Origin of the sequence: Duganella rhizosphaerae (assembly GCF_040364205.1) — a bacterium.
Lineage (GTDB): Bacteria > Pseudomonadota > Gammaproteobacteria > Burkholderiales > Burkholderiaceae_D > Rugamonas > Rugamonas rhizosphaerae.
Genome location: NZ_BPWK01000023.1, coordinates 62,531 through 89,424 on the forward strand (window position 1 = coordinate 62,531; position 26,894 = coordinate 89,424).

The window sequence follows — 26,894 nt, forward strand, 5'->3', positions numbered from 1 at the left end:
TCATGCAGACCACTCAACTTGATCCCAGCCTGTCGCAATCCCTGGCCGCCGCGCGCGAGCCGGGCCTGACGCTCATCATCGGCAACAAGAATTATTCGTCGTGGTCGATGCGTCCGTGGGTGGCGATGACCGCCTTCGGCATCCCGTTCCAGGAAGTGCGCGTGCTGCTGGACCAGGACGACACCGCCAACCGCATTTGCAGCTACTCGGCCAGCGGTCGCGTGCCGGTGCTGCTGGCCGGCGAGATGACGATCTGGGACAGCCTGGCGATCTGCGAATACCTCGCCGAGCAGTTCCAGGAACTGCACCTGTGGCCGCAGGACGTGGCCGCGCGCGCGATGGCGCGTTCGGTCTGCGCCGAGATGCACGCCGGCTTTGCCGACCTGCGCACCTCGATGTCGATGAACATCCGCGCCAGCTACCCGGGCAAGGGCCGCACCAACGGCACCCAGGCCGACATCGGCCGCATCAGCGAGATATGGGAAGAGTGCCTGTCGCGCTTCGGCCACCACCAGTTCCTGTTCGGTGATTTCTCGATCGCCGACGCCTACTACGCGCCGGTGGTGATGCGTTTCCGCACCTACGGCGTGTCGCTGGCGCCGGCGCTGGACGCCTACTGCCAGCGCGTGCTGGCCCATCCCGCCGTGGCCCGCTGGGTCGAGGAGGCGATGGCCGAAACCGAAACGGCGCCCAAGCACGACGCCGAAATGCCGGACTGACGATGATGCGGATTTATGTAGTCGGCGGCGCCGTGCGCGATGAACTGCTAGGCCTGCCGGTCAAGGACCACGATCACGTCGTCGTCGGCGCCACGCCGGACGATATGCTGGCCAAGGGTTACCGCCCGGTCGGCAAGGACTTCCCGGTGTTCCTGCACCCGAAGACGCAGGAAGAATATGCGCTGGCCCGCACCGAACGCAAGACCGCGCCCGGCTACAAGGGCTTCGTGTTTCACACCTCGCCGGACGTCACGCTGGAAGACGACCTGGTACGCCGCGACCTGACCATCAACGCCATCGCCCGCGCCGACGACGGTACGCTGACCGACCCATACGGCGGCCGACGCGACCTGGAGCAGCGCATCTTCCGCCACGTATCCGAAGCGTTTGCCGAAGACCCGGTGCGCATCCTGCGCGTGGCCCGCTTCGCCGCGCGCTTCAGCGACTTCCGCGTGGCGCCGGAAACCAATGCGCTGATGCGGCAGATGGTGGAGCAGGGCGAGGTCGATGCGCTGGTGCCGGAGCGCGTGTGGCAGGAGCTGTCGCGCGGCCTGATGGAAGACAAGCCATCGCGCATGCTGGAAGTGCTGCGCGATTGCGGCGCGCTGGCGCGCATCCTGCCGGAGCTGGACGTGTTGTGGGGCGTGCCGCAGCCGGAGAAATGGCATCCGGAGATCGACACCGGCATCCATATGCTGCAAGTGATCGACTGCGCGGCTGAATCCGGCCACGAACTGGCCACGCGCTTCGCCTGCCTGATGCACGACCTGGGCAAGGGTGCCACGCCGCCGGAAAACTGGCCCGCGCACCACGGCCACGAAGGCCTCGGCGTCAAGCTGGTGGAGCAGGTGTGCAAACGCCTCAAGGTGCCGACCGAGTGCCGCGACCTGGCCGTGATGACGGCGCGCGAACACGGCAACGTCGGCCGCGCCCTGCAGCTGCGGCCCAACACCATCGTCACGCTGCTGGAGCGCTGCGACGCCTTCCGCAAGCCGGCGCGCTTCTCGCAGATGCTGCTGGCGACCGAATGCGATTCGCGCGGCCGCATCGGTCCCAACGCCAGCTACCGCGATGCGCCGTTCCCGCAACGGGCGCACCTGGAGACGGCGCTGGCCGCCGCGCGCGGCGTCAACGCCGGCGAAATCGCGCAGGGCTGTGCCGACTATCCGCAACGCATCCCGGAACTGGTACACCGTGCGCGCGTGACGGCGGTGAAGGTGGCGCTGAACGCCGGCGACGATGACGAGGATGCCGCGGAAATATGAGCTCGATCGACCTTTTCCAGAATCCGCTGCGCCGCTGGGGCAAGCATAAAGACGGCAAACGCCGTCCGACGGTTCTGGTCAAGGAGCTGCGCGAACGCGATCGGCGGCGCATGGTCAAGCACTTCCTCGGCCTTGAAGACAGCGACCGCCTGCTGCGCTTCGGCACCGTGCTGCCGGACGAGCAGGTGGCGAACTACGTCAACCGCATCGACTTCTCGCGCGACATGGTGTTCGGCGTGTACAACCGGGTGTTCAAGCTGGTGGCGGTGGGCCATCTGGCGTTCGCGCCGCGCGACGAATCGAAGAGCGCCGTCACCGACAAGGAGCGGGTGGCCGAATTCGGCGTGTCGGTCAGCCGCTCGGCGCGCGGCATGGGCATGGGCACCAAGTTGTTCGAACGGGCCGCCATCCACTGCCGCAACAACGACGTCGACACGCTCTACATGCACTGCCTGTCGTCCAACAAGACCATGATGCACATCGCGAAAAAAGCCGGCATGGAAATCCATCGCGACTACGGCGAAGCGGACGCCTACCTGAAACTGCTGCCGGCCAATCCGGCCAGCATGCTGCAAGAAGCGCTGGACGAGCAATTCGCCACGCTGGACTACACCCTCAAAGCCAACAAGCGCATCGCCGTGAAGTGGTTCGACCGCCTGCTCGGCCGAAAATAAATCTCCCCCCGTTAGAACCTTTGCTGATCGGCCGGGTATCAACGGTCGGACAAGATACGCAACCGGCAACAAAACCACCCATATTCCGTGTCGTCGATTACTCATTTTTGCAGCACGCAGTTGCAGGCGCCGGACCTCGCCGTCTGCCTTCGCCTGCTGCTGCTCTCGCCCGCGCTGGAGGAATGCGTGGTCAGGGCCGGGCTGCAGGAGTGGATGACGCGCCAGCAACCGTTGGCGCGGTCGGGGCCTGTGCTGGTGTCGACGGCGGTTTTCGGCTTGCTGCATATAGGCGCCGGATGGCAGCACGCGCTGGCGGTGCTGGCGCCGGGACTGGCGCTGGCGCTGCTCTACCAGCGCAGCCGAAGCTGGACCTGGTGCGCCCTGGCGCACGGCGCCATGAATGGCTTTGCGATCTCTGTCTGTGGCTTATAAATCAAACTTCAGGAGAGTGTCATGACAGGCTTGTTAGCAAAGGTATTCCGGCTGCGGTGGACTGCGGTCCTGCTGGTCGGTGTGATGGGGCAGGGCGCCAATGCGGCAGATGCCTTGAACGGCAAGAGCCTGTATCTGAACGGGCCGGTGTCCGGCGGCGCTTCGTGCGCCACCTGCCATAGCTCCACGCCGGCGAATAACGTCAACGGCATCCTGGCCGCTGCCAACCAGCCGTCGGTGATCCAGAACGCCATCGCCACCAACAAGGGCGGCATGGGTAGCCTGTACAACGGCAAATTCAGCGCGGTGGAACTGGCTGACCTGGCGGCCTTCATCGGCAATCCGAACGTGGTGGCCGCACCGGCCGCCTCGCTGGCACCGGCTAGCCTGACCTTCAGCGGCACCAGCATCGGCCAGACGGCCGGCCCGCTGGCCGCCACCTTGAGCAATACCGGCAACGCCACCCTCAATATCGGCACCATCTCCATCGTCGGCGCGGCGGCGGGCGACTTCAGTGTCGCCGGCGGCAGCTGCGCCAACGGCGGCGCCGTCGCGGCGGGCGCCAGCTGCACCGTGCAGGCCAGCTTCAAGCCGACTGCGGCGGGCGCGCGAGCGGCCTCGCTGACCATCACGCACAACGCCACCGGCGGCAGCAGCAGCGTCGCGCTCAGCGGCACTGGCAACGCCACGCCGCAGGCCACCATCGCCTTGTCTGCGGCCAGCATCAATTTCGGCACGCTGCTGACGGGATCTCCCTCCGCCGCATCAACCATCACCGTCAGTAACAGCGGCCAGGCCGCGCTGACCTTCAGCTCCATTGCGCTCGGCGGCGCCAATGCCGGCATCTTCACGCTGGGTGGCAGCTGCGCGGTCGCCACGCCGGTGCCTGCGGCCGGCAGCTGCACGGTAACGCTGCAAGCGCTGCCGGTTGCAGCCGGCGCCTTCTCCGCCAGCCTGACGCTGGCCTCCAACGCATCCAACGGCAACGCCACGGTCGGCCTGTCCGGCAGCGCCGCCACGCCTGCTCCGGCATTGACCGCCACGCCGTCGGCCATCGCCTTCGGCACGCAGACCATCGGCGCCGCCGCAGTGGCGCAGACGGTGACGCTGGCCAACACCGGCAATGTCGTCCTCAGTTTGAATAACATCGGCTTGACCGGCACGGGTGCGGCCAGCTTCAGGCTGGGCGGCAGCGATTGCGGCGCCAGCCTGGCGGTGGGCGCCAGCTGCGCCGTGCCGGTGCGCTTTGCACCGACGGCGGAAGGCGCGGTCGCGGCGACGCTGGCGGTGAGTTCGAATGCGGCGGCGCTGCAAGTGGGCATCACCGGTACCGGCACCAAACAGGCCACGGCGACGCCGCTGCTGTCCGAAGCCGGTCCGGTTGTATTCGCAGACACGCAAGTCGGCAGCAGCGCGGCGGTTCATACGACCACGCTGTCCAACAGCGGCAACGCCTCGCTGACCATCGCCACGCTGACGCTGGGCGGCAACCAGCCGGGCGACTTTGTCCTCGGCGGCAGCTGCGCCGCCAACGCCACGGTAGCTCCCGGCGCCAGCTGCACGCTGACCACCGCGTTCAAGCCTGTCTCCGCCGGCGCCCGCAGTGCCGATCTGCTGCTGGTCACGGACGGCGGTGCGCAATTCCATCTAGCGTTGAAGGGCAACGGTGTCGCCGTCGTCATCACCACGCCATCGCTGACGATAGCGCCGCAGAGTTTCGACTTCGGCGCCGTGGTCATCGGCAGCGCCGCGCCGACGCGCCGCTTCACGTTGACCAATAGCGGCGCCGCCGCCGTCACGCTGGCCAGCGCCGCCTATACCGGCCCGTTCGCCGCCGTGGCGGACAGCACCGGCTGCGCGGCCTTCCCGGTCACGCTGGCGCCGGGCGCCTCGTGCGACCTGGTGGTGGGCTACACGCCGGTCAACGCGGGCAGCAGCAGCGGCAGCGTGGTGATACAGGCCAGCGTCGCCGGCAGCAGCTGGACCATCGCGCTGAGCGGCCAGGGTACGGCGGCGGCAAGCAATGCCGCGCCGGCCAATAAAGGCGGCGGCGGTTGCTCGGCTTCGGACGATGTCAACGACCCGATGATGGTATTCCTGATCATCGCGGCGGTCATCGCCATCGGCTGGCGCCGTCGTCAATCGAAACACATCGGAGGCTGACATGAAACCTATATCGATCATGCTGCTCGCCGCCGCGCTGAGCGCAGCTCCTGCCTGGGCCTTGGAGAAGGGCGTGGCCGCGCCGCAGTTCGACCTGCAAGGGTTGGACGGCGCGGTGAAGCTGGCCAAGCTGCAGGGCAAGGTGGTGTACGTGGACTTCTGGGCCTCCTGGTGCGGCCCGTGCCGCCAGTCCTTCCCGTGGATGAATGAGATGCAGGCCAAGTATGGCGCCAAAGGCCTGCAGATCATCGGCGTCAACGTCGATGCCAACAGCGCCGACGCGCGCCAGTTCCTGACGACGACTCCGGCGCGCTTCGCGATTGGCTTCGATCCGCAAGGCGCCACGCCGCGCAGCTACGGCATCAAGGGCATGCCGAGCAGCGTGCTGATTGGGCCGGACGGCAAGGTGCTGCTGGAGCATTCCGGTTTCCGCGACACCGACCGCGCCGAGTTGGAAGCCAAAATCCAGAACGCATTGGGAGCCGTCAAATGAAATCGCTACTGTTGATCGCGCTGGTGGCCGGGCTGTCCGGCTTGTCCGGCTGTACTACGCTGGGCAATGTGCAGCCCTGGGAAAAGGGCACGCTGGCGCGCACCGAGATGACCTTTGGCGATGGCCATATGTTCACACGCTTCGACGACCATATCTACACCAGCCGCGAGGCTTCGTCCGGCGGCGCCGGTGTGGGTGGCGGCGGTTGCGGCTGCAATTGAGGATCACCATGACGAGTAAAGAAGACCAAGCATCCGGGCGCGGCCTGGCCGCCTCCATCATGACGGCGGCGTTGATGCTGCCCGGCGTGCAGGCGCATGCGGAAACGCCGCCCGCCAACGGCAACATCACGCTGGGCTATTTGAACTACAAGGACAGCCAGTCCGGCCTGGACCGCATCACGGTGCACTCGCCGTCGGTGGCTATCATGGCGCCGGTGGCCGGCGTGTGGAGCGTCGGCGCCTCGCTGGTGTCGGACGATGTGTCGGGCGCTTCGCCGCGCTACCACACGGCGATCTCCGGCGCCTCGCACATGCAGGACCACCGCACGGCGGGCGACGCTTCGGCCACGCGCTACTTCGAAAGAGGCAGCGTAACGGTCGGCGCGGCGTATTCGACCGAGCACGATTACGTGTCGCGTGCGCTGTCGCTGCAAGGTAGCCTGGAGAGCGAGAACAAGAACACCACGTGGACCGTCGGCCTTGGCCACTCGGACGATCGCATCGATCCCGTCAACAAGATCGTCACTAACGAGAAGAAGCGCACCAGCAGTCTGCTGCTGGGAGTGACGCAGGTGCTGACGGCCAGCGATATCGCCCAGCTGACGCTGACGCACAGCGAAGGCGAGGGCTATTTCTCCGATCCGTACAAGGCGCTGGACAACCGTCCGCGCAGCCGCAGCGAAAGCACGCTGCTGGCGCGCTGGAATCACCACCTGGCGTCGACCGGCGGCACCAGCCGGCTGTCCTACCGCTACTACCGCGACAGCTTCGGCGTGCGTGGGCATACGCTGGGCGCCGAATATGTGCAGCCGCTGTCGCAGGGCTGGACCGTGACGCCGGAGGTGCGGCTGTATTCGCAGAGCGCGGCAAGCTTCTACTACGATCCGCTCTACGACGCGAAGCTCGGCGCGCCGTTCCCGCCGGGGTACAACGGCAACGGCTACATGTCGGCCGACCAGCGCCTGTCCGGCTTCGGCGCGGTGACGCTGGGCCTGAAGGTCAGCAAGCAGCTGGACAAGCTGTGGTCCATCGACGTGAAGGCGGCGGTGTACCAGCAGCGCGGCAGCTGGCGCCTGTTCCACGAAGGCAGTCCGGGCCTGGACCCGTTGCGGGCGCAGACGATACAGATAGCGATCAACCGGCAATGGTAGAGGCGAAATGGTAGACGCAATCCATCGCACCACGTTCCAGGCCATGGCGAGCCGCTGCGAGTTGCGGTTCGCCGCGCCGGACGCGCAATCGGCGGCGCTATTGGCGCAGCGCGCCATGGACGAGGTGCTGCGTATCGAAACCAAGTATTCGCGCTACCGGCCGGACAGCATTGTCTCGCGCATCAATGCGGCAGCGGGCAAGGAGGCGGTGCACTGCGACAGCGAGACCATGTCGTTGATGGGTTACGCGGCGGCGCTGCACGGCGCCAGCGAGGGGTTGTTCGACATCACCTCCGGCGTGCTGCGGAGGGCCTGGGATTTTCGACAGCCCAAGGTGCCGCGCAAGGAAATGCTGGAGCCCTTGCTGGCGCTGGTGGGCTGGGACAAGGTGGATTGCGGTGCGGAGGATGTGGCGTTGCGGCAGGCCGGGATGGAGATCGATTTCGGCGGCTTCGGCAAAGAGTATGCGGCGGACCGCGCGGCCGCGCTGCTGGCCGACGCGGGCGTCAAGCATGGTTATGTGAACCTGGGCGGCGACATGCGCTTCATCGGACCGCGCCTGAACGGGCGGCCGTGGAGCATCGGTATCCAGGATCCGCGCGATCCGGACAGCGTGATCGCCAGCATACCGGTCAGCACGGGGGCGCTGGCCACCAGCGGCGACTATGAGCGTTACTTCGAGCTCGATGGGCAGCGCTACTGCCACATCCTCGATCCGCGCGACGGCATGCCGGTGCGGTACTGGCGTTCGGTCAGCGTGCTGGCGCCGATGGCGATCGCCGCCGGCAGCTGCTCGACCATCGCGATGCTGAAGCAGCAGGATGGCTTGAATTTTTTGAATGCGTCGGACATGGGGTATCTGGCCGTGAACGATCAGGGGCAGATGCTGTTCAGGGATGTTTGAATAGGATGGAAATGATGAACAATTGGATGACGCGCCTGATGGCGCTGCTGGTGGCGGTGATAGCGCTGGCCACCGGTGCGCGAGCGGATGATTTCCTGGAGCCGGACCAGGCGTTCCAGCTGAAGGGTGAGTTGGTCGATGCGCACACGCTGAGGTTGTCGTGGGCGATCGCGCCGGGCTATCACTTGTATCGCGACCGTTTGAGTTTCAAAGCGGACGGCGCGCAGTTGGAAGCACCGGAGCTGCCGGCAGGGCTGCGCAAGTTCGACACCAACTTCAACAAGGAGATGGAGACTTACCAGAGCAGCCTGGTGGTCAATCTGCCAGTGACGGCTGCCGCCGCGTTCACGCTGCAAGTAGGCTATCAGGGCTGCGCGGATGCCGGCCTGTGCTACTCCCCGGCGACGCAGAACTATCGCGTCGATCCTGCGGCTCCGGGCAAGCTGGTGGCGGTTGATGCGCCGCCGGCCAGCGCGGCGGCCACGGCTGCCACCGCGGCACCGGCCGCATCGTCCGCATCGGCCACCGCGCCGGCCCATGAAGACGACAGCTCGCTCGCCCAGCGCACGCTGCAAAGCGGCAGCGCGTGGCGCATCGGCCTGGCCTTCCTCGCCTTCGGCCTGCTGCTGTCGTTTACGCCCTGCGTGCTGCCGATGGTGCCTATCCTGTCCTCGATCATCGTGGGCGAGGGCGCGGTGTCGCGCGGCCGTGGCTTCACGCTGGCGCTGGCGTATTGCCTGGGCATGGCGCTGGTCTACACCTCGCTCGGCGTGGCCGCCGGCCTGGCTGGCGAAGGGCTGGCCGGCGCGCTGCAAAAGCCGTGGGTGCTGCTGACCTTCGGCGCGCTGCTGGTCGGCCTGGCGCTGTCGATGTTCGACGTCTACCAGTTGCAGCTGCCGAGCGCCCTGCAAAGCCGCTTGAGCGCGACCAGCGGCAATATGGGCGGCGGCCGCTTCGCCGGCGTGTTCGTCATGGGCGCCTTGTCGGCCCTGATCGTCGGCCCGTGCGTGGCCGGTCCGCTGGCCGGCGCACTGCTCTACATCAGCCAGACGCGCAACGTCTGGACCGGCGGCTGGGCCTTGTTCTCGATGGCGGTCGGCATGAGCGTGCCGCTGCTGCTGACCGGGATCTCGGCCGGCAGCCTGTTGCCGCGCGCCGGCGCCTGGATGAACGGTGTGAAGAAAATCTTCGGCCTGCTGCTGATCGCGGTGGCGATCTGGATGATCACGCCGGTGTTCCCGGTGACGGTGATGATGGTTTTGTGGGGGATGTTCGCGCTGCTGTGCGCCGTGTTCCTGCATGTGCTGGAGCCGCTGCCGGCCAGCGCCAAGGCGGGCCTGGGCGCTTATGTCGGCAAGACGCTGGGACTGGCGTTCCTGGTCGGCGGTTTGCTCGAACTGGCGGGCGCCGCCAGCGCCGGGCGCGACGTGCTGCAACCGCTGGGCCACCTGAGCATCGCCCGTACCGAAGGCGCGGCGCCGGCCGGAGACGAAGTCCGCTTCAGCCGCATCAAGACCGTGGCCGAACTGGATCAGGTGCTGGCGTCGAGCACGACGCCGGTGATGCTGGACTTCTACGCCGACTGGTGCGTGTCCTGCAAGGAGATGGAGCGCTTCACCTTTTCCAAGCCGGCCGTCAGCGGCAAGTTGAAGCAGGTGCGTTTGATACAGGTGGACGTCACCGCCAACAGCGCCGACGACAAGGCCTTGATGAAGCGCTTCGGCCTGTTCGGGCCGCCGGGGATCATCCTGTTCAACGGTGGCAAGGAGATCCCGAACAGCCGCGTGATCGGCTTCCTGGCGCCGGAACCGTTCGTCCAGCACCTGAGCCGCCACCTCACCTCCTGAGCCGCCCGGCTTTATACCAGCGGCAGCGCGGTGGTGTCCTTGATGCGCTGCAGGGCGAACGAGGATTTCACGTCCAGCACCGCCGGGTGGCGCAGCAGCGTCGCCATCATGAAGCGCGAGAAGTGGTCCATGTCTTCCACGTGCACCCGCAGCAGGTAGTCCATCTCGCCCGTCATCGCGTAGCAGGCCACCACCTCCGGCCACTGCTCCACCGACACCGCGAAATCCGCGCGCGGCGACACCGGCGCGTTCGGCGCGCCCAGCGCGCGGGCGTTGCTGTGCGCCGCCGCCTCGCTGTGCTTCTCCAGCCGCACGTTGACGTAGGCCAGCAGGCCCAGGCCGATCTTGTCCGGGTCCAGCAGCGCCACGTACTGGCGGATCACGCCCGCCTCTTCCAGCCGCTTGATGCGGCGCAGGCAGGGCGACGGCGACAAGGCCACCAGCTCCGCCACATCCTGGTTCGACAGCCGGCCGTCGGCCTGCAAAATTGACAAAATTTTACGGTCGGTTTTGTCCAGCGCAATTTTGGTCATAAATACCTCAAAAATTCATGGTTCAGGCAATATTATTGCGCAGAACAGCGATCCGTGGGAATTGTTTGCAATTTAATGCTGGTGAAGCGGGTCTATACTGTGCGCTATTCAAAGAAGGAGACTCGCATGAAATTTACGCCTTGGGACAACCCGATGGGTACCGATGGTTTTGAGTTTGTCGAATACGCCGCACCCGATCCAAAAGCCCTGGGCGCACTGTTCGAGAGCATGGGTTTTACCGCTATCGCCCGTCACCGCCATAAGGATGTGACCCTGTATCGCCAGGGCGACATCAACTTCCTGATCAACGCCGAGCAGGACTCCTTCGCCCAGCGCTTCGCCCGCCACCACGGCCCGTCCGTGTGCGCCATCGCGATCCGCGTGCAGGATTCCGCGTTCGCCTACAAGCGCGCGCTGGAGCAGGGCGCCTGGGGCTTCGACAACAAGACCGGCCCGATGGAGCTGAACATCCCCGCCATCAAGGGCGTGGGCGATTCGCTGATCTACCTGGTCGACCGCTGGCGCGGCAAGAACGGCGGCGAGCAAGGCTCGATCGGCGACATCAGCATCTACGACGTCGACTTCGTCGCCATCCCTGGCGCGGTCGCCAATCCGGTCGGCCATGGCCTGACCTATATCGACCACCTGACCAACAACGTCCATCGCGGCCGCATGAAGGAATGGGCGGACTTCTACGAGAAGATGTTCAACTTCCGCGAAGTGCGCTACTTCGACATCGAAGGCAAGCTGACCGGCCTGAAGTCGAAGGCCATGACCTCGCCATGCGGCAAAGTGCGCATCCCGATCAACGAATCGTCGGACGACAAGTCGCAGATCGCCGAATACCTGGACGAGTACCACGGCGAAGGCATCCAGCACATCGCGCTGGGCACCGACGACATCTACTCGTCCGTCGAAGGCATGAAGAAAACCGGCATCGCCTTCCAGGACACGATCGAGACCTACTATGAGCTGGTCAACCGCCGCCTGCCGAACCACGGCGAGCGTCTGGAAGACCTGCGCCGCCTGCGCATCCTGATCGACGGCCATAGCAACGACACCGAACGCGAACTGCTGCTGCAGATCTTCAGCCAGAACGTCATCGGTCCGATCTTCTTCGAGATCATCCAGCGCAAGGGCGACCAGGGCTTCGGCGAAGGTAACTTCCGCGCGCTGTTCGAATCGATCGAGCTCGATCAGATCAAGCGCGGCGTGCTGAAAGACCCTACGGCCGCATAAGGAACAAGGGGGTAAAGCCGGCAGCCCCGCACAGAACGGGGCACAGGCCTGTGGTACCCTATAAAAAACCACATTTTTCCGCTTCGCCGCCTCCACAAGAGCCGGCGGATCGCGCGCTACAGGGCCCAATCCGGCCCTGTAGCGCATGGCTTAAAGAATAATGGAGACACAATGAACGCACCTCACAAGGGCTCGCAACTGGAGCCGGGCACGCACTCGGACAACGAAATTTCACTAGACGACAAGTGGACGCTGGAACGCGGCCGGGCCTTCATGACCGGCACCCAGGCCCTGATCCGTCTACCGATGATGCAGCGCGAACGCGACCTGAAGGCAGGCCTGAACACCGCCGGCTACATCACCGGCTATCGCGGTTCCCCGGTCACCAGCGTCGACATGACGGCGATGAAGGCCAAGAAGTACCTGGACGCCCACCACGTCAAGTTCCATCCCGGGATGAACGAAGACCTGGCCGCCACCGCGGTCTGGGGCACGCAGCAAACCAATCTTTTCCAGGACGCCAAATACGACGGCGTCTTCTCCATGTGGTACGGCAAAGGCCCCGGCGTCGACCGCTGCGGCGACGTCTTCAAGCACGCCAACAACGCCGGCTCCGCCAAGAACGGCGGCGTGCTGGTGCTGGCCGGCGACGACCACGCGGCCAAATCCTCGTCCACCGCCCACCAGTCGGACCACATCCTCAACGCCTGCGGCATCCCGGTGTTGTACCCGTCGTCGGTGCAGGAATACATCGACTACGGCCTGCACGCCTGGGCCATGAGCCGCTACACCGGCCTGTGGGTATCGATGAAGTGCGTCACCGACATCATCGAATCCGGCGCCGTGGTGGACTTCGATCCGGACCGCGTGCAGATCCAGCTGCCGACCGACTTCGAACTGCCGGAAGGCGGCCTGAATATCCGCTGGCCGGACACCGTGCTCGATATGGAAGTGCGGATGAACAGCTACAAGTGGTACGCCGCACTGGCCTACTGCCGCGCCAATAAACTGAACAAGATCATCTGGGATTCGCCGAAGCCGAAGATCGGCATCATCACCGCCGGCAAATCCTACCTGGACACGCGCCAGGCGCTGGCCGACCTGGGCATCGACGAGCAGGCCGCTGCCGACATCGGCATCCGCCTGTACAAGATCGGCATGACCTGGCCGCTGGAAGCGGACGGTGTGCACGAATTCGCCAAGGGCCTGGACGAGATCCTGGTGGTCGAAGAAAAGCGCCAGATCCTCGAATACGCGCTGAAAGAAGAGCTGTACAACCTGCCGGACGGCGAACGTCCGCGCGTGGTCGGCAAATTCGACGACACCGGCGAATGGAGCAACAAGGGCAAGACCGGCCACGGCGACTGGCTGCTGCCGGCCACCTATGAGCTGAACCCGGCGCAGATCGCGCGCGCCATCGCCTCGCGCATCGCCCACTACTGCGCCGGCCATCCGGTGGCGCAGCGCGTGCAGGAACGCGTGGCCTTCCTGGAAGCGAAGGAACTGGCGCTGAAAACGCTGTCGGTCAAGCCGAATCCGCAGACCGACCGCACGCCGTTCTTCTGCTCCGGCTGCCCGCACAACACGTCGACCAAGGTGCCGGAAGGTTCGCGCGCGCTGGCCGGCATCGGTTGCCACTACATGGTGTTGTGGATGGACCGCGAAACCTCGACCTTCACCCACATGGGCGCGGAGGGCGTGACCTGGGTAGGCCAGGCGCCGTTCACCAACGAGAAGCACGTCTTCACCAACCTGGGCGACGGCACCTACTTCCACTCCGGGATCCTGGCGATCCGCGCGGCGGTGGCGGCCAAGGTCAACATCACCTACAAGATCCTGTTCAACGACGCCGTCGCCATGACCGGCGGGCAGCAGTTCGACGGTCCGCTCGATCCGGGCATGATCTCGCGCCAGATCGCCGCCGAGGGCGTCACGCCGATCATCGTCGTCACCGACGAGCCGGAAAAATACCCGGCCGATTACAAATGGGCGGAAGGCGTCACCGTGCGTCATCGCAGCGAATTGATGGACGTGCAGCGCGAACTGCGCGACAAGCCGGGCGTGTCGGCCATGATCTACGACCAGACCTGCGCCTCCGAGAAGCGTCGCCGCCGGAAGCGTAACGAGTACCCGGATCCGGCCAAGCGCGCCGTCATCAACGAAGCCGTCTGCGAAGGCTGCGGCGACTGCTCCGTGCAGTCCAACTGCCTGTCGGTGGAGCCGCTGGAGACGGACCTGGGCCGCAAGCGCCAGATCAACCAGTCGTCCTGCAACAAGGACTTTTCCTGCACCACCGGTTTCTGCCCGAGCTTTGTGACGGTGGAAGGCGGGGCGCTGAAGAAGCCGAAGAAGGCGGCGGTGGGTGAGGGGCCGCAAGTGGTGCTGCCTACGCCTGTGCTGCCGTCGACGGAAACGCCGTACGGCATCCTGATCACCGGTATCGGCGGCACCGGCGTGGTGACGGTCGGCCAGATCCTGGCCGTGGCGGCGCACGTCGAAGGCAAGGGCGCTATCGTGCTGGACATGAGCGGACTGGCCCAGAAGGGTGGCCCGGTGATGTCGCACGTGCGCCTGGCGGACAAGCAGTCCGACCTACACTCGACCCGCGTCGGCACCGGCAGCGCCGACCTGGTGGTGGGCTGCGACCTGATCGTCACCGCCTCGCGCGACGCCCTGTCGCGCATGGGCGAAGGCCGCACGCACGCGATGATCAACTCGACCGGCTCGTCGACGGCTGCGTTTGTGAAGAATCCGGACTGGCAGTTCCCGGATGCTTCCTCGCGCGGCGAAATCGTCAAGGCCTGCGGCAACGAGCTGGTGGACTTCGTCGACGCCGGCCAGATCGCCACCGCGCTGATGGGCGACTCGATCGCCACCAATATGTTCATGCTGGGTTACGCCTTCCAGAAGGGCCATGTGCCGCTGAGCGAAGCATCGCTGATCAAGGCGATCGAGCTCAATGGCGTGTCGGTGGGCTTCAACAAGTCGGCCTTCAACTGGGGCCGCACCGCCGCCCACGATCTGGCGTCCGTGACCAAGCTGACCACGCCGGCCAAGGTGATCGAGTTCAAACGCATCCAGACGCTGGACGACATCGTCGCCCGCCGCGTCGAGCTGCTGACGGCTTACCAGGACGCGGATTATGCTAAACAGTATAAATCGTTTGTCGACCAGGTCCGCGCGCAAGAGGCCAAGCTGGGCAAGACCACCCGCCTGAGCGAAGCCGTGGCGCGCTACTACTACAAGCTGATGGCGTACAAGGACGAGTATGAAGTCGCCCGCCTGTACACCGACGGTGCATTCCAGCAGAAGATCGCCGGCATGTTCGAAGGTGACATCAAGCTGAAGTTCCACCTGGCGCCGCCGTTGCTGGCCAAGCACGATGCCGAAGGCCACCTGATCAAGCAGGAATTCGGTCCGTGGATGATGAAGGCGTTTGGCCTGCTGGCCAAGTTCAAGGGCCTGCGCGGTTCGAAGCTGGACATCTTCGGCTACACGGCGGAGCGCAAGATGGAACGCGCGCTGATCGGCGAGTACCGCGCCACCGTGACCTCGCTGCTGCCGAAACTGACGGCCGAGAATCTGTCGCAAGCGGTGGCCATCGCCAGCATCCCTGAAGACATCCGCGGCTACGGCCACGTGAAGGAGCGTCACTTCAAGGCGGCCAAGCAGAAGGAGGCGGCATTGCTGGCTTCCTTCGGCAAGCCGGTTGACAGCCACACCAACGCTGCATAAAAAAAACGGCCCCTCGCGGGGCCGTTTTTTTTCGCCTGTCCGCCCGATTCACACCTTGCGCAGCGAGCAGACCGTATCGAACCACGCCTGCATGCCGACCAGCGGCTGAGGATTAATCGGCAGCAGCGCGTTGATGTTGACGCCGTTGCCTCGCCCGCCGTTCTTTTTGTCCCACCACACTCCGGCGTTCAGGTCATCCAGCGCCGGCGCCGGCCCGAAGGCCTTGGCCGCCTCGGGGCCTATCCCTTGCGCCGCCACCTCGACCCGGCGTCCGCTGCGGCCTTCTGCGGCCCGGCCGCCGCTGATCCATCCCAGCGAGTTCGACACCGCCACCACGCGCGGATGGATGCCGCGCGTGACGAACACCCGCATCCGCGCCGAGCCCATTTTCTCGCCGGTGCCGCGATAGGCCTGCAGGGCCGGCTGGTCGGCCGGGCCTGATTGCGGCCGGTAGGTGGTCAGCTCGACCATGTCGCCGCTCTTCAGGCCCAGTTTCTTTGCCGTCGCAACGTTGATCCACATCGGGTTGTCGTGCACGATCTCGACCAGGTATTTTTGCGACGCGGTACGGCCCTGCGTGTGCACATTCCACTTGAAGGTGCTGAGGATGAAGCGGTCCGCCGGCAGCTTGCGGTGCGACGGGATCTGCACGAAGGTGGGCATGCCGTCGTCGGCGAAACCGCGCGTCTTGGCCACCAGCGTCACCTCCGGCGCGTGGATTTCGAACTTGCGCGACGGTGTGGCGAAACCGCGTACCGCCGCGCCGCCCGCCATCAGGCCGACCGCGCTGTCCTTGCCCTTGTCGTTGGGCCGGTAGACCACGCCGCTGGCGGCGTCCACCCGGCTGCCGTCAAGCTGCTTGCCGCTCAACGGTTTCTGGAACACCTCGTACGGTTTCGGCTGGGAGGTGTCGACGTAGACGCCATAGTGCTTCATGTATTCGAAGCCGTCCTTGAACTGCTTGCCGTCCGGCCCGACGGCCGGCAGCTTCGAGCACTGGATGCGCACGAAATCCTCGTGACTGCCGAACTGGAAGTACTTCGCCTGCTCCGGTCCGAGGCGGCGGCCGATGTCGAACAGCACGTCGGCGAAGCTGCGCGCCTCGCCCGGCGGCGGCGTCAACGGCTGGCGCAGCGTGACGAAGTGCGTCAGCTCCAGGTTGTTGCGGATGTCCAGGCCCCAGCGTTCGAGGTAGGTCGCATCGGGCAGGATCAGGTCCGCATAATGGGCCATCTCCGAGTAGACGATGTCCGAGCAGGCGTGGAAGGGTATCAGCTTCTCGTCCATCAGCACTTCGACCGTGGTGCTGCGTCCCTCCGGCCACGTCATCGGCGAGGCGATGGTGTAGCTCAGGTAGACGTCCAGCGTCGCGCGGCCCTGGCGCAGATAGTCGTAGACGATCTGGCCGACCTTCATCTTCTGCCAGCGGTTGGCCAGCGGCCAGTCCGGCGGGTCTTCCAGGTCGGTGCGGATCTTGGGCGAGGGAGGCTGGGGCTGCGGCTGCGGATAACGGCTGATCGACAGCTTCTCTTCCAGTCCGTAGCAGTAGCCGCCCGGCCGCGCGATCGAGCCCACCAGCGCGTTGAGCATGATCACCGCGCGCTCGGCGTTGAAACCGTTGTAGTGGGCGCCGGCGCCGCGGTTGGTGAAGGCCGCGACTGCGGGCCGCTTGCGCGCGAACTCCAGCGCCAGTCGCTCGATGTCCTGCGCGGCGATGCCGGACAGCTTGGCGGCCCACGCCGGCGTGCACGGGGCCAGCCAGCCGCGTATCGTTTCAAGGCCGGGCTGGACGAACTTCTCGATGAAGTCGCGGTCGATCTCGTTTTCACGGACGATCACGTGCGCCATCGCCAGCGCCACCGCGCCGTCGGTGCCGGGGAACGGCTGGTGCCATTCGTCGCTGCGGCCGGCCGTGTTGGACAGGCGCACGTCGAACGTCACCAGCTTGGCGCCGTGGTCGAAGCGCGCCTTGACCACGCGGCTCACCAGATGCAGGCCGCCCTGGTGCGCCTCGTAGAAATTGGCGCCGAAGTTGAGGAAGTACTTGCAGCGTTCGGCGTCGATCGATTCCCAGTCGGTCTCGCCGAGCGAAACGTAATTGGCGGCGCGCTTGTTGGAGGAACACAGCGCGCGGTGGTTCAACTGCACCGGCGTGCCGATCGCGCTCAGGAAGCGGTTGATTTCGGCGTCGATGCGGGAGCGGCCCTGGTGCAGCGCGACCCGCTCCGGATGGCCGCTGTCGATGCTGGCCTTGATGCGTTGCGCCACCTCGGCGTAGGCCTCGTCCCAGCTGATGCGCTGCCATAAACCTGAGCCGCGCGCGCCGACCCGTTTGAGCGGGTACAGCAGCCGTTCCGGGTAATCGTTGATGGTCGGCCCGGACTGACCCTTGGCGCAGGTCATGTAGCTGCCCATGTTGGGATCGAGCGGATTGCCGCGTATCTTGATCACCTTGCCATCCTGGACGAAGGCTTCGATGCCGCACACGGTCGAGCAGTTCAGGCATACGCTGGTGATGCGCTGGGCGTTGCGGTAATCGTTCTTGACCTTGCGCTGCGCGCCATCGGCCAGCGGCCGGTAGTTCAGCGCCTGCGCGGAGTTGGGCGTCAGCAGGATGGTCTCGCCCAGACCCAGTCCGGCCATCGAGCCGATGCCGCTCTTGATGAATCTCCGACGGTCCATGGTCATGCTCCCTTCGGTTTCGAGAACGCCGATTTCAACTGGTCCCAGGTGTCGATCTCGTAGGAGAACGGATCATGGCTGCGGCCCTTGGGTACCTTGTGCGCCATCGCGCGCGGCACCACGCCACCCAGGCCCCGGTACTGCACCAGCGGCTTGGTCTTTTCCTCCGGCTTGAGCGGCGCCACCTGCTGGCGGTGCTTTTCATGGAAGCGGCTGACCGGGCTGGCCGGATCGTTCAGGTCACCGAACGCGAACACGTCGGCCGGACACACCTCCACGCAGGCCGGCGCCATGTCGGCCGCCAGCCGGTGCGAGCAGAAGTCGCATTTGTCGGCCACTTCCGCCACCGGGTCGATGTGGATAGCGCCGTAGGGGCAGGCCTTGATGCAGTCGCGGCTGCGATCGCAAGCGGTATCGTCGATATGGATGATGCCGTCGCTGCCGCGCACGATCGCGTCGTTCGGACAGGCGTCCAGGCAGGGCGCATCCTCGCATTGCATGCACAGCGTCGGCAGGAAGGCGCGCTTGGTCGTCGGCTGCTGGTTGTACGGGTTGATCGCGGCGAAATCGTAGTAGTACACCTTGGTGCGGAAGTGGCCGAGCGAGACGGAATTCTCGACCTTGCAGGCAACCGAACAGGCATGGCAGCCGATACAGCGTTCCAGGTCGATGGCCATGCCCCATTTGGGGCCGGCGCTGGTGGATGTGCTCATGAGACTCTCCCCGCTAGATGAAAAACGCCGCGCCCGCGCGGCGCGTCTGCTGATTAGACCACAAAATAATGCATATGCAATCGCGAATTCATTCGTTCTGGTTTGATCCCCGGCTTGATAAGGTGGCATCCCTTTCTCACCCCGGATCACCTCAATGAAAACAAAATTTGAATTGAAGCCGCTGGCGGCGGGCGCTATCGCCCTGCTGTGCGGCGCTGCCGGCCCTGCGCTGGCGCAAGCGCAGGAGGCGGGCGCGGTCACCGCTGCGCCGCCTGCCGTCGTCGTCACCGGCTCGCGCATTCCGCGCGCCAGCCTGGAAGGACCGTCCGCCGTCACCGTCATCACCGGCGAGGACATCACCAAGCAAGGCTACAAAAACGTCTTCGATGCGCTCAGCAACCTGACCCAGAACAGCGGCTTCACCCAAGGCGCGGATTACGGCAACACCTTCACGCCGTCGGCCAACGCCATCAGCCTGCGCGGCCTCGGCCCCAATCACACGCTGGTGCTGCTCAACGGCCGCCGCCTGGCGGACTTCCCGATCGCCTACGAAGGCACGGTCAACTTCACCAACCTGGCCAACATTCCGTCGGGCGTGGTGGAGCGCATCGAGATCCTCAGCGGCGGCGCTTCCGCCGTCTACGGCTCGGACGCGATCGCGGGCGTGGTCAACATCATCCTGAAGAAAAAGGCCACTGGCCTGGACGTCAATCTCAAGGCCGGCGGCACCTCGCGCGGCGGCGGCGACGACCAGCGCCTGCAGCTGACCGGCGGCGACAGCTACGGCAAGCTCAATGCGCTGTTCAGCGCCGAATTCCTGGAGCGCGATCCGCTGTGGAGCCGCGACCGCGAATTCATGAGCTCCAAGGTCGGCGTGGCGCCGTCCTCCGTGCGCGGCCGCAAGAACATCAGCACCGGAAAATACGTCGATCCGGGCGATGCCTGCGCGAGCCTGACGGACCTGTACGAAGGCAGCACCGTCAAGTACACCGGCAAGTCGGGCAGCTATTGCGCCAGCCCGAAAGTGGGGCCGACCTACTGGACCACCCAGACTAAAAACAGCAGCCAGAATCTGTTCGGCAGCGCCAACTACGAGCTGTCGCCGTCCACCACGCTGTTCGCCGAGACGCTGCTGGGCCAGAACCGCAGCGCCAACAATACCCGCGGCCCGTCGTGGACCTCGGCGTCGACCGCCGACGGCTACTTCTGGAACCAGAACAGCAAGGCCTACGAGGCATGGAGCCGCTATATCTCGCCGGAGGAAATCGGCGGCGCGCAGCGTTACAATCGCAGCTGGGATGACCAGGCCAGTTCACTTTCGTTCGGCGCCAAGGGCACGATCCCCGGCACCGGCTGGCAGTACGAGGCTGCCTACTCGGCGTCGCTGTACAAGAGCGAGAGCCACACGCCGCGCGCGCTGGCCAATATCGACAGCTTCTTCCTGGGGCCGAAACTGGGCCGGGACGCGGACGGCGTGGCGATCTATTCGCCCGATCCGGCGCGCCTGAACACGCGCCTGACGCCGGCCGAATTCGACAGCATCACCGGCACCTCGGTCAGCAACGACAAGTCGTGGACCAACACGCTGAGCGTGAGCGCCAACGGCGAAGCGTTCAACTTGCCGGCCGGCCCGGTCAAGCTGGCGACGGTGGCGGAGCTGGGCAAGCAGGGCTTCTCCAACACGCCCGACCCGCGCATCAACCAGGGCTATTTCAATACCGTCGCGCCATCGGACGTGACGGCCGGCACCCGCAAGCGCTATGCACTGGGCCTGGAGGCGAGCGTGCCGCTGGTCGAGAAGCTGGACGCCACCGTGGCCACCCGCTACGACCGCTACAGCTTCGCCGGCCGCAGCGACGGCAAGCTGACCTACAACGCCGGCCTGGAATGGCGCCCGGTCACATCGCTGCTGCTGCGCGCCAATCACTCCACCAGTTTCCGCGCGCCGGACATGAACTACATCTACAAGGCGCGCGGCACCGGCTACTACTCGTCGAGCACCGATTACTACCGCTGCGCCAAGGCCGGCCAGCCGCTGGACACCTGTGACTACGCCAACGTGTCGCCGGGCGCGGACTACGTGCAGACTGGCAGCCGGGACCTGCGTTCGGAAAAAGGCCGCTCTTCGGGCCTGGGCGCGGTGTGGTCGCCGAGCACCAACTTCGATGTGTCGCTGGACTACTGGAACATCAAGATCGACGATCTGGTCACCAATCTGAGCGCCGACAAGCTGCTGCGCGACGAATCGAATTGCCGCGTGACCGGCGACCTGACTTCGCCGACCTGCGCCGACGCCATCGCCCGCATCGTGCGCAATCCATTGACAGCGTTGAACAAGCCGGGCGAGATCAAGGAAATCCACGTCAATCCGATCAACGCGGCATCGACCAGCGTCAGCGGCATTGACGTCAGCGCCAAGTACGCGTTGCGTACGCAGGCTTACGGTGTGTGGATTTCAAAGGTCAACTATTCGAAGACGCTGAGCGCCAAATCGCGCCAGTTCTCCGGCGACGAGCTGAAAAACGACCTGGATGACCTGGGCAACTCCGACTGGCGCGACAAGCTCAACGCCAGCCTGACGTGGAACCAGGGCGACTGGTCGAACACCTTGTTCCTGCAGCGTTACGGCAAGGTGCCCAACGCGGCCGGCACGGCGTTCCTGTCGCCGACCACCTTGGTCAACGCCAGCGTCGTGTATCAGCTGAATCAGCGCACCACGCTGTCGGTGGCGGTCAACAACCTGTTCAACAAGGTCAAGTCTGACACCAGCGGCGGCTGGCCGTACTACACGGTGGGTAACTACAGCCCGACCGGCCGCCAGGGCTGGGTCGAGCTGAATTACCACTTCGGTTCCTAAGCCGGCCCGCGCTTCGGCGCGGGCGCTGCCTCAGGCCTTTACCGCGGCCTTGAGCGCCGCGGTATGGCCGGCATACTCGGTCAGCCAGTACAGCAGCGCCAGGCCGGGGAAGGCCATGCCGGTCAACAGCGCGGCGTGCCAGCCGTGGGTGGCGAACATCCAGCCGCCCAGCGCCGAGCCGAGCGCGCCGCCGGCGAAGAACAGCGCGAAGTACACGCCGTTCAGGCGGCTGCGCACTTCCGCGCCCAGCGTGAAGATGGCGCGCTGGCCCAGCACCAGGTTGGCAGCCACGCCCATGTCCAGCACGATCGATGCGATCACCAGGATCGCCAGCGCCACGTTGCGCAGTTCCGGAACCTGCGGCGCCAGCATCGGCAGCGCGAAGCCGATCACGCCCAGCGCCAGCGCGGCGGCGGTCGCCATCAGCGTGTGGCCGGCGTCGGCCAGGCGACCGGCGACCGGCGAGGCCACGGCGCCCGCCATGCCCACCAGCGCGAACACCGCGATGCCGGTCTGCGACAGGTGGAACTGCGGGCCGGCCAGCATCAGCGGGGTGACGGTCCAGAACAGGCTGAAGGAACCAAACAGGCCGGCGTGATAGGCGGCGCGCCGGCGCAGCAGCGGCGTGCGCAGGAACAGGTGCCACAACGACGCCATCAGCGCCGGATAGCCGATCTTCGCGGCCGGCGCGCGCAGCGGCAGTTTGGCGCGCAGCACCAGCGCCACCGCCAGCACCACCACGGCGGCGCCGCCGAACACCACGTGCCAGTTGCTGGCGTCGGCGATCAGGCTGGCGGCGGGACGGGCCAGCATGATCCCCAGCAGCAGGCCGCTGACCACCTTGCCGACCGTGTGGCCGCGGGTTTCCTCTTTCGACAGATGCGCGGCGAACGGCACGATGATCTGCGCCGCCACCGAGCCCAGGCCGATGCCCAGCGCGGCGGTCAGGAACATCCAGGCGCTGGTGCTGAACGCGGCCAGCACCAGCATGGCGGAGGTGAACAGCAGGCCGGTGACGATCAGGCGGCGGTTCTCCAGCAGGTCGCCCAGCGGCACCACGAACAGCAGGCCGAGGGTGTAGCCGATCTGCGTCAGCGTGACGATCAGGCCGGCCGCCTGCGGCGACAGCCCGGTGGCGGCGCTGATCGGGCCGACCAGGGTTTGCGCGTAGTACAGGTTGGCGACGATCAGGCCGGTCGCGGCGGCCAGCAGCAGCACCATGCCGGGGCTGATGTCGTCTTGTGCGGGGTTGCTCATGTTGACTCCATGGGGAAGTGGGGATGGACAGAGTCTAGACAAAAGCCGGGCAAAGATAATCAGGGCATAATGCTCCCATACTTTTCACTTTATATGAACAATCATGGACAGACTGAAGGCCATGCAGACCTTTGTGCGCATCGTCGAGGCCAACAGCTACACGCGCGCCGCCGAAACGCTGGACCTGCCGCGCGCCGCGCTGACGGCCACCATCCAGAAACTGGAAGCCTTCCTCGGCACCCAGCTGCTGCAGCGGACCACGCGCCGCCTGTCGCTGACGCCGGACGGCGCCGACTATTTCAAGAAATGCCTGGAGATCCTGCAGGCGGTGGAGGACGCCGAGGGCGCGTTTCGCGGCCACGGCCGCAGCAAGCCGCAGGGCAGGCTGCGGGTGGAGCTGCCGGGCGCCGTCGGCCGCAATGTGGTGATGCCGCACATCCCCGCCTTTTGCCGCGAGTACCCGGAGCTCGACCTGGTCGTCAGCCTGAACGAGCGCCTCACCGACCTGACGCAGGAAGGCCTGGACTGCTCGCTGCGGGTGGGCGAGCTGCAGGATTCGGCGATGATCGGCCGGCGCCTGGGCAGCATGGCTTTCCTGACTTGCGCCGCGCCGTCCTACCTGGCCGCGCACGGCGTGCCGCGCGCGCCGGCCGATTTGCGCGCGCATCGCGGCGTGACGCATTTTTCCGGCCGCACCGGCCGCCCCTTCGACTGGGACTACATGGTCGACGGCGGCGTGGTGACGGTGGAGGTGCCCAGCGCGATCGCCGTCAACGATCCGGACGCCTACATCATCTGCGCCTTGCAGGGCATGGGCGTGATCCAGGCGGCGCGCTACCAGGTGAGGCAGCACCTGGCCAGCGGCGCGCTGGTCGAAGTGCTGGCGGCGACGCCGCCGACGCCGATGCCGATCTCGCTGCTGTACCCGCAGGGCCGCATGGCGTCGCCGCGGCTGGGCGTGTTCGCCGAGTGGATCGCCGGCGTGTTCCGCGCCGATCCCGACCTGCAAGCGTGAGCGTGGCGGCCGGCGGCCAGGGAAATGCCGGTCGATGATCGCCGGGGCGCAAAGCCGACTATAATTTCCGGCGATCCGATGCCGGCGGGTAGGTCCCGCCGGGCACCGGCCATTCAACCCTTGCTGGAAGCCTGTCCATGATACGTTCCGCCATATTGCTTGCCTTTGTCGCTACTTCCACCCTTGCCGCCGCCGCTCCAGCCTCCGCGCCACTGAGCACCGTCGCCGAACGCTCCGGTTTCCAGAACACCGGCCGCTACGACGAGGTCGTCGACCTGTGCGGGCGCTTCCAGAAGGCGTATCCGAAACAGGTGCGCTGCTTTGAATTCGGCCGCACGCCGGAAGGCCGTCCGATGCTGGCGCTGGCCGTCTCGCGCACCGGCGCGCTGACCGCCGAACAGGCGAAGAAGCGCGGCGTGCCGGTGCTGCTGGTGCAGGGCGGCATCCACGCCGGCGAAATCGACGGCAAGGACGCCGGCTTCCTGGCGCTGCGCGAGGCGCTGGAGAACAAGGCCGCGCCGGGCGCGCTGGACCAGCAGGTGCTGTTGTTCGTCCCGGTGTTCAACGTCGACGGCCATGAGCGCTTCGGCAAATGGAACCGTCCGAACCAGCGCGGCCCGGTGGAAATGGGCTGGCGCACCACGGCGCAGAACTACAACCTGAACCGCGACTACGTCAAAGCCGACGCGCCGGAAATGCAGGCCATGCTGGCGCTGGTGAACGCCTGGGATCCGCTGGCCTACGTCGACCTGCACGTCACCGACGGCGCCAAGTTCCAGCCCGACGTGTCGATCCAGGTCGAGCCGGTGCACGGCGGCGACGAGGAACTGAAGCGGGCCGGCCTGGCGCTGCAGACGGCGGTGATCGCCGACCTGAAGGCGCAGGGCTCCGATCCCAAGCCGTACTACATTTCGTTCGCCACCGACGACGACCCGACCTCCGGCTTCGTCGACAGCATGTCGACGGCGCGCTTCTCGACCGGCTACTTCCCGATGCGCAACCGTTTCGCCATGCTGGTCGAAACCCATTCGTGGAAGGACTATCCGACCCGCGTGCGCATCACCCGCAACACCATCGTCTCGCTGCTGTCGCAGGTCGCCGCCCACGGCAAGGAGTGGCAGAAAATGACGCAGGATGCCGACGTGCGCGCCGCCGCCCTGGCCGGCGCCGATTTCCCGATCAGCTACCGCACCACCTTCAACGCCAAGACCATCGAGTTCCCCGGCTACGAGTACACGCGCAGCTATTCGGAAGTGTCGGGCGGCCTGATGACGCACTACGACGAGACCAAGCCGCAGATGTGGACCCTGCCGCTGCGCGACGAAGTGGTGCCGGACCTGAAGATCGCCGCGCCCAAGGGCGGCTACCTGGTGCCGCTGGCCGACGCGGCCCGCATCGGCGCCAAGCTGAAACAGCACGGCATCGCCTTCAAGGTGGTGGCGTCGGACCTGATGTCGGCCGAGGTGGAGACCTTCCGCGCGACCAAGACCAAATTCGGCGCGCAGTCGTTCGAGGGCCGTCAATCGCTGGCGGTGGAAGGCGACTGGGGACGCGAGCGCCGCTCCGTGGCGAAGGGCGCGCTGTTCGTGCCGATCGCGCAGCCGAAGGCGCGCCTGGTGATGACGATGCTGGAGCCGCGCGGCGCCGATTCGCTGCTGGCCTGGGGCGAATTCAACAACGCCTTCGAGCGCAAGGAGTACATGGAGGAGTATGTGGCGGAAGACGTGGCGCGCGGCCAGCTGGAAGCCGATCCGGCGTTGCGCGCGGAGTTCCAGAAAAAGCTCGACAGCGACGCGGAGTTCAACAAGAGCCAGGCCAAGCGGCTGGAGTTCTTCGCGCGCCGCCACGCATCGTGGGACGAGCGCTACAACCTCTATCCGGTGATGCGCACGGCGCTGAAGTACTAAACCGCGGGCGTGCCACCGCCGTTGGTTTTGGCGGTGGCTTCTTCCATCTTCTGCTTCAGGATCGCGTTCAGCCGGCGCCGCCTTGAAGTCGGCGCCGTCCATCACGGTTTTCGACCGTTCGGCCAGCGCCTTGCGCCGTTCGTGTGGCTGCGGTGGCGAAGAGTGGAGGGCGGCGCTACGCTGGCTCATTCTCTCATCGGAGTGCCAGCCATGCTATCGCTGAAACAGCTGAACAAAACCTACGACAACGGCGTCCACGCCATCGACCATATCAGCCTTGAGATTCCCACCGGCCTGTTTGGCCTGCTGGGTCCCAACGGCGCCGGCAAGTCCTCGCTGATGCGCACCATCGCCACGCTGCAGGATGCCGATAGCGGCAGCATCCACTTCAACGGCGTCGACGTCGTCGCCGACAAGGCGGCGCTGCGTCGCCAGCTCGGCTACCTGCCGCAGGACTTCGGCGTCTATCCCAAGGTTAGCGCGCTGGAACTGCTGAACCACTTCGCCGTATTGAAAGGCCTGACCCATCGCGGCGAGCGCAAGGAGGCGGTGGAGGCGTTGCTGCAGCTGACCAATCTGTGGGAGGCGCGCAAGCGCGCCGTCGCCAGCTACTCAGGCGGCATGCGGCAGCGCTTCGGCATCGCGCAGGCCTTGCTGGGGGCGCCCAAGCTGGTGATCGTCGACGAGCCGACCGCCGGCCTCGATCCCGATGAACGCAACCGCTTCCTCAACCTGCTGGCGCGCATCGGCGAGCACGTGGTGGTGATCCTGTCGACCCATATCGTGGAGGACGTGACCGACCTGTGCCCGCGCATGGCGATGATCGCCAAGGGCAGGGTGCTGATTGAAGGCGCGCCGCAGGCGGCCATCGCCACGCTGCGGGACCGCGTCTGGCGCCGCAGCGTCAGCGACGGCGAGCTGGCCGAGTACCAGCAGCGCTGCACGGTGCTGTCGAGCCGCCTGGTGGGCGGCCGGCCGCAGATCAATGTGTACGCCGACAGCCAGCCTGACGAAGGCTTCCGCCGCGTGGAGCCGGACCTGGAAGACGTCTACTTCCTGCAACTGCGGGCCGCCTGAGGAGAACGCG

Annotated in this window: 20 protein-coding genes; 16 read left to right on the forward strand and 4 right to left on the reverse strand. The window is 65.9% G+C overall.

Annotated elements, in window-relative coordinates; translation table 11 throughout:
• Window positions 1-2 precede the first annotated feature (2 nt).
• From RUGAMON1_RS30810 to dsbD, 10 genes are all read left to right on the forward strand, one after another.
• A complete protein-coding gene (locus tag RUGAMON1_RS30810; RefSeq protein WP_445234087.1) occupies window positions 3-719 on the forward strand; it encodes a glutathione S-transferase family protein in 717 nt (238 codons plus the stop codon).
• 5 nt (window positions 720-724) lie between these two features.
• Window positions 725-1,984 (forward strand): multifunctional CCA addition/repair protein, encoded by a 1,260-nt coding sequence (locus RUGAMON1_RS30815; protein ID WP_445234119.1) that lies wholly within the window; start codon window positions 725-727, stop codon window positions 1,982-1,984.
• Window positions 1,981-2,658, forward strand: a complete 678-nt coding sequence (locus RUGAMON1_RS30820; protein WP_445234088.1) for a GNAT family N-acetyltransferase — start codon at window positions 1,981-1,983, stop codon at window positions 2,656-2,658. Before RUGAMON1_RS30815 ends, RUGAMON1_RS30820 begins: the two co-directional genes overlap by 4 nt.
• An 87-nt stretch (window positions 2,659-2,745) precedes the next feature.
• Window positions 2,746-3,090 carry a JDVT-CTERM system glutamic-type intramembrane protease MrtJ gene (gene mrtJ, locus RUGAMON1_RS30825; RefSeq protein WP_445234089.1) on the forward strand — a complete coding sequence of 115 codons (345 nt, stop codon included), beginning with the start codon at window positions 2,746-2,748 and terminating at the stop codon, window positions 3,088-3,090.
• Window positions 3,091-3,111: 21 nt separating this feature from the next.
• Window positions 3,112-5,253, forward strand: coding sequence for a choice-of-anchor D domain-containing protein (locus RUGAMON1_RS30830; RefSeq protein ID WP_445234090.1), 2,142 nt, complete (start codon window positions 3,112-3,114; stop codon window positions 5,251-5,253).
• Between the two features lies 1 nt (window position 5,254).
• Window positions 5,255-5,746 (forward strand): TlpA family protein disulfide reductase, encoded by a 492-nt coding sequence (locus RUGAMON1_RS30835; protein ID WP_445234091.1) that lies wholly within the window; start codon window positions 5,255-5,257, stop codon window positions 5,744-5,746.
• Window positions 5,743-5,967, forward strand: coding sequence for a DUF4266 domain-containing protein (locus RUGAMON1_RS30840; protein ID WP_445234092.1), 225 nt, complete (start codon window positions 5,743-5,745; stop codon window positions 5,965-5,967). The genes RUGAMON1_RS30835 and RUGAMON1_RS30840 overlap by 4 nt, the downstream gene beginning before the upstream one ends.
• A gap of 8 nt (window positions 5,968-5,975) precedes the next feature.
• Entirely contained in the window at window positions 5,976-7,118 is a 1,143-nt protein-coding gene (locus tag RUGAMON1_RS30845; RefSeq protein ID WP_445234093.1) for a DUF3570 domain-containing protein, read from the forward strand.
• 7 nt (window positions 7,119-7,125) lie between these two features.
• Window positions 7,126-8,022 (forward strand): FAD:protein FMN transferase, encoded by an 897-nt coding sequence (locus RUGAMON1_RS30850; protein ID WP_445234094.1) that lies wholly within the window; start codon window positions 7,126-7,128, stop codon window positions 8,020-8,022.
• An 11-nt stretch (window positions 8,023-8,033) separates the two neighbouring features.
• Window positions 8,034-9,869, forward strand: a complete 1,836-nt coding sequence (gene dsbD / locus RUGAMON1_RS30855) for a protein-disulfide reductase DsbD (protein WP_445234095.1) — start codon at window positions 8,034-8,036, stop codon at window positions 9,867-9,869.
• 11 nt (window positions 9,870-9,880) lie between these two features.
• Here dsbD and RUGAMON1_RS30860 read toward each other — a convergent pair whose 3' ends face one another.
• Window positions 9,881-10,402: an Lrp/AsnC family transcriptional regulator gene (locus RUGAMON1_RS30860; protein WP_008444048.1), complete on the reverse strand. Its 522-nt coding sequence runs from the start codon at window positions 10,400-10,402 to the stop codon at window positions 9,881-9,883.
• A 126-nt stretch (window positions 10,403-10,528) separates the two neighbouring features.
• On the opposite strand from RUGAMON1_RS30860, the gene hppD reads away from it, so the two are divergent.
• Both hppD and RUGAMON1_RS30870 read left to right on the forward strand, forming a co-directional pair.
• Window positions 10,529-11,641 carry a 4-hydroxyphenylpyruvate dioxygenase gene (gene hppD / locus RUGAMON1_RS30865; protein WP_445234096.1) on the forward strand — a complete coding sequence of 371 codons (1,113 nt, stop codon included), beginning with the start codon at window positions 10,529-10,531 and terminating at the stop codon, window positions 11,639-11,641.
• A 171-nt stretch (window positions 11,642-11,812) separates the two neighbouring features.
• Window positions 11,813-15,376: an indolepyruvate ferredoxin oxidoreductase family protein gene (locus RUGAMON1_RS30870; RefSeq protein ID WP_445234097.1), complete on the forward strand. Its 3,564-nt coding sequence runs from the start codon at window positions 11,813-11,815 to the stop codon at window positions 15,374-15,376.
• A gap of 48 nt (window positions 15,377-15,424) precedes the next feature.
• Here RUGAMON1_RS30870 and RUGAMON1_RS30875 read toward each other — a convergent pair whose 3' ends face one another.
• Window positions 15,425-18,058 (reverse strand): molybdopterin-containing oxidoreductase family protein, encoded by a 2,634-nt coding sequence (locus tag RUGAMON1_RS30875; protein ID WP_445234098.1) that lies wholly within the window; start codon window positions 18,056-18,058, stop codon window positions 15,425-15,427.
• A 2-nt stretch (window positions 18,059-18,060) separates the two neighbouring features.
• Window positions 18,061-18,771 carry a 4Fe-4S dicluster domain-containing protein gene (locus RUGAMON1_RS30880; RefSeq protein WP_445234099.1) on the reverse strand — a complete coding sequence of 237 codons (711 nt, stop codon included), beginning with the start codon at window positions 18,769-18,771 and terminating at the stop codon, window positions 18,061-18,063.
• Between the two features lie 154 nt (window positions 18,772-18,925).
• Here RUGAMON1_RS30880 and RUGAMON1_RS30885 point away from each other — a divergent pair, with 154 nt between their 5' ends.
• On the forward strand, window positions 18,926-21,628 hold the full coding sequence (locus tag RUGAMON1_RS30885) for a TonB-dependent receptor plug domain-containing protein (RefSeq protein ID WP_445234100.1): 2,703 nt from the start codon (window positions 18,926-18,928) through the stop codon (window positions 21,626-21,628).
• A 30-nt stretch (window positions 21,629-21,658) separates the two neighbouring features.
• Here the strand turns inward: RUGAMON1_RS30885 and RUGAMON1_RS30890 are convergent, their stop codons facing one another.
• Entirely contained in the window at window positions 21,659-22,885 is a 1,227-nt protein-coding gene (locus RUGAMON1_RS30890) for an MFS transporter (protein WP_445234101.1), read from the reverse strand.
• Window positions 22,886-22,988: 103 nt separating this feature from the next.
• Here RUGAMON1_RS30890 and RUGAMON1_RS30895 point away from each other — a divergent pair, with 103 nt between their 5' ends.
• The 3 genes from RUGAMON1_RS30895 (at window position 22,989) to RUGAMON1_RS30905 (ending at window position 26,884) form a co-directional block, all read left to right on the forward strand.
• Entirely contained in the window at window positions 22,989-23,900 is a 912-nt protein-coding gene (locus tag RUGAMON1_RS30895; protein ID WP_445234102.1) for a LysR family transcriptional regulator, read from the forward strand.
• 137 nt (window positions 23,901-24,037) lie between these two features.
• Window positions 24,038-25,807, forward strand: a complete 1,770-nt coding sequence (locus RUGAMON1_RS30900; protein ID WP_445234103.1) for a M14 family metallopeptidase — start codon at window positions 24,038-24,040, stop codon at window positions 25,805-25,807.
• A gap of 210 nt (window positions 25,808-26,017) precedes the next feature.
• Entirely contained in the window at window positions 26,018-26,884 is an 867-nt protein-coding gene (locus tag RUGAMON1_RS30905) for an ABC transporter ATP-binding protein (protein ID WP_445234104.1), read from the forward strand.
• Window positions 26,885-26,894 lie beyond the last annotated feature (10 nt).